Genomic DNA, 3,888 nt, shown 5'->3' with positions numbered 1-3,888 from the left:
GGCGGGCCGCGTGGTGCCGTAGTCGCGCGCCAGCTGGCGGATCTGCTCCACGGGCAGGCCGCAGACCTCGGCCGCGCGCTCGGGCGGCCACTGCAGCGCGTTCTCGCGCAGCGCGTCCCAGCCCACGGTGTACTGCGCGATGTAGTCGTGGTCGAGCCAGTCGTTGGCAATCAGCTCGTGCATGAGCGACAGGGCCAGGGCCGCATCGGTGCCGGGGCGCAGCTGCAGGTGTTCGTGGCACTTCTCGGCGGTCTCGCTCTTGCGCGGGTCGATGCACACCAGCCGGGCGCCGTCGCGCTTGGCCTGTTGCGCGTAGCGCCAGAAGTGCAGGTTGCTGCCGATGGAGTTGCTGCCCCAGATGACGATGAGGCGCGATTCGGCGAAGAACTCCACCTTCATGCCCAGCTTGCCGCCCAGCGTGTAGTTCAGGCCTTCGCCGCCGGCGGTGGAGCAGATGGTGCGGCCCAGCTGCGACGCGCCCAGCCGGTTGAAAAAGCGCCGGTCCATGCTTTCGCCCTGCACCAGGCCCATGGTGCCGGCATAGCTGTAGGGCAGGATGGCCTGCGGGGCGCGGGCGGCGATGCGCGTCAAACGCGCCGCGATATCGGTGAGCGCCTCGTCCCATGTCACCGCCTCGAACTGCGCGCCCGGGCCCTTGGGGCCGACGCGCCGCAGCGGCTGCAGCAGGCGGTCGGGGTGGTTCGTGCGCTCGGCATAGCGCGACACCTTGGCGCACAGCACGCCGCCGGTGTGGCCGTGCGCCGGGTTGCCCTGCACGCGCGTGGCCACGCCGTTGTCCACGGTGGTGAGCAGGGCGCAGGCGTCGGGGCAGTCGTGGGGGCAGGCCCCGCGCACTTGCCGGACCGGCTCGGAAATGGGGGGGATTTCAGTCGTGGACATAGGGGTTTTCCTGTCGATACACTCACCGACCAGCAGCGATGGCGGGGTGGCGACCCCGCGGAACGTCGACGTTTTTGATCGAAGAGGGGATTTCACCATGAAGCATATTGCGTTGGGGCGCAGACGGTTTTCCATCGGCCTGGGGGCCGCCGCGCTCGGCGGTTTCGGGCTGGCACGGGCGCAATCGGAGGCGCCGATCGTGCTGGGACAGTCCGCCCCGTTCAGCGGGCCCGCCGCGCAGCTCGGGGTGCAGTTGCACCAGGGCGCCCAGCTTTACTTCGAGCAGTGGAACGCCCAGGCGGGCTCCGGCCGGCGCACGGTGGAGCTGCGCACGCTGGACGACGGCTACGAGCCCGACCGCTGCGCTTCCAACACGCGCAAGTTCATCACCGACGATGTGTTCGCGCTGTTCGGCTACGTGGGCACGCCCACCAGCCTGGCGGCGATGCCGCTGCTCACGCAGGCCAAGCTGCCGTTCTTCGCGCCGTTCACCGGGGCCGAGGCCTTGCGCCAGCCCTTGAACAAATTGGTGTTCCACGTGCGCGCCTCGTACAACGACGAGACCGCCGCCATCGTGAACAAGCTCACCCACCTGGGCCTGAGCAAGATCGGCGTCTTCCATCAAAACGATGCCTATGGCAAGGCCGGACTGGATGGCGTGGCGCTGGCACTGGGCGCCCACAAGCTCGCCCCGGTGGCGCAGGCCACGGTGGAGCGCAACTCGGTGGACGTGGCCGCAGCGGTGCAGACCCTGGTGGCGGCCCGGCCCGAGGCGATCGTGCAGGTCGGCACCTATGCCGCCAGCGCCGCTTTCGTGCGCGCCGCGCGCAAGGCGGGCTACGGCGGCACGTTCTACAACCTGTCGTTCGTGGGCACGCAGGCGCTGATGGACGAGCTCAAGGCCGATGGCGCGGGCGTGGTGGTCTCGCAGGTGATGCCCTCGCCCTACCAGTCCGCCCGCCAGCTCACGCGGGAGTTCCAGGACGCGATCAAGAAGGGCGGCAACAAGGTCCAGGCCAATTACTCCAGCCTGGAGGGCTACCTGGCCGCGCGCGTGTTCACCGAGGGGCTGCGCCAGGCCGGCGGCCGGCCCACGCGAGAGTCGCTGATCTCGGCGCTGGAGGGGTTCGGCACGCAGCAGATCGCGGGCTTCCAGGTGGCGTTCGGTCCCGGCAACCACACGGGGTCGCACTTCGTGGAGATGTCGATGCTCACGGGCGACGGCCGCGTGCGCGTCTGACCCGGCGCGCGGTTTACAGCTGGCGCGTCGCGGCCAGCCCCTGCATGAAGGCCTCGCAGCGGGCGAGCTGGTCCAGCGAGACGTATTCGTCAGGCTGGTGCGCCTGCTGGATGCTGCCGGGCCCGCACACCACGGTGGGAATCCCGGCGTTCTTGAACAGCCCCGCCTCGGTGCCGAAGGCCACCAGCGTGGTGCCTTGTTCTCCGGCCAGGCGCTGCGCGAGCCGCGTGACGGCATCGTCCCGGTTGCCCAGGAAGCTGGGGATCTCGCAGATGGTCTCGAAGGTGATGCCGGTGCCGGGCGCCACCTTCTGCATCGCGGGCTCCAGCGACCGGGCATAGGCGATCACCTCGGCCTGCATGCCGGCGGCGTCCGCCGTGGGCAGGTCGCGGAATTCATAGCGGAACTCGGCATCGCGCGGCACCACGTTGTCGGCGATGCCGCCATGGAACTGGCCCACGCTGGCGGTGGAAAAGGGCACGTCGAAGCCTTCGAAGCGCGGCTCGTGCCGCTCGAAGCCCTCGGCCATGTCGCGCACGCGACCCACCACGCGCGCGGCCATCTCGATAGCGTTGACCGAATGCGGCGTGAGCGAGGAGTGCGCCTCCTTGCCGCGCACGCAGCACTTGTAGCGGTACACGCCCTTGTGCGCGATGGCCGGCACCATGCTGGTGGGCTCGCCCACGATGCAGGCCAGCGGGCGGATCCCGGCGTCCTTCATGTCGGCGATGAGTTCCTTCACGCCGAAGCAGCCCACTTCCTCGTCGTAGCTGAAGGCGTAGTGGATGGCGAAGGGAGCATCGCTGCTCAGGAACGCTTCGGCCTGCGCGAGCGCGACGGCGATGAAGGCCTTCATGTCGGCGCTGCCCCGGCCGTACAGGCGCCCGTCCTGCACGGTGGCGCCCAGCGGGTCGAAGGTCCAGTCCTGGCCGTCCCACGGCACGGTGTCGGTGTGCCCGGACAGGATGATGCCGGCAGGCTTGCCCTCGCCCAGCGTGGCGAACAGATTGGCCTTGGTCTTGTCGGCGTTGAAGCTCAGGCGGCTTTTCACGCCGAGCTTTTCGAGCGTGTCGCGCACGAAATGGATGAGATCCAGATTGGAGTGGTGGCTGACGGTGTTCATGCGCACCAGCGTCTGGGCCAGTTGCAGGGCATTCGTGGAGATCATGGTTCCATTCTCCCGGATCCCGCCGGCCCGCGCTGCGAGCACGGGCTCAAAAGCCTTCCCAATCCTTTTCGCTGTGGGCTGCGCTCGCGCTCGGCGCGGTGCCCAGCCGCTTCACGGTGGCCTGCGAAGCTGGCAGCGGTGGCCGTACCGCGCTGGGGCGGGGGCGTGGCACGGCGGGCTGCTGTGGCTGTTGCAGCGATGCCCCGGGCGCGAGCTGGAATACCTCCATGGTCTGCACCAGTTGCTGCGCCTGCGTCTTCAGGCTCTGCGCCGCTGCGGCGCTTTCTTCCACCAGCGCGGCGTTCTGCTGGGTGACCTGGTCCATCTGGGTGATGGCCTGGCCCACCTGCTCCACGCCGGCGCTCTGCTCGCTGCTGGCGGCGCTGATCTCGCCCATGATGTCAGTCACCCGCCGCACCGAGGCGACCACCTCGTCCATGGTCATGCCAGCCTGGTTCACCAGCGTGGTGCCCTGGCCCACGCGGTCCACGCTGATGGTGATGAGGTTCTTGATCTCCTTGGCGGCCTCGGCGCTGCGCCCGGCCAGGCTGCGCACCTCGCTGGCCACCACGGCGAAGCC

Annotated in this window: 4 protein-coding genes; 1 reads left to right on the top strand and 3 read right to left on the bottom strand. The window is 69.3% G+C overall.

Features of this window, described 5'->3' with window-relative positions:
• Positions 1–900 (bottom strand): molybdopterin-dependent oxidoreductase (locus AC27IQ_RS20090; protein ID WP_487090543.1); only part of this gene is annotated, 900 nt, incomplete at its 3' end.
• A 97-nt stretch (positions 901–997) separates the two neighbouring features.
• On the opposite strand from AC27IQ_RS20090, the gene AC27IQ_RS20085 reads away from it, so the two are divergent.
• Positions 998–2,140 (top strand): ABC transporter substrate-binding protein, encoded by a 1,143-nt coding sequence (locus tag AC27IQ_RS20085; RefSeq protein ID WP_487090542.1) that lies wholly within the window; start codon positions 998–1,000, stop codon positions 2,138–2,140.
• 13 nt (positions 2,141–2,153) lie between these two features.
• Here AC27IQ_RS20085 and argE read toward each other — a convergent pair whose 3' ends face one another.
• Positions 2,154–3,308: an acetylornithine deacetylase gene (gene argE, locus AC27IQ_RS20080; protein ID WP_487090541.1), complete on the bottom strand. Its 1,155-nt coding sequence runs from the start codon at positions 3,306–3,308 to the stop codon at positions 2,154–2,156.
• A gap of 46 nt (positions 3,309–3,354) precedes the next feature.
• Positions 3,355–3,888: methyl-accepting chemotaxis protein (locus AC27IQ_RS20075; RefSeq protein ID WP_487090540.1), on the bottom strand; the 534-nt coding region annotated here is incomplete at its 5' end.

The organism is Acidovorax sp. KPB24-07 (assembly GCF_057543315.1).
This window is presented reverse-complemented; position numbering and strand designations above follow the sequence as displayed.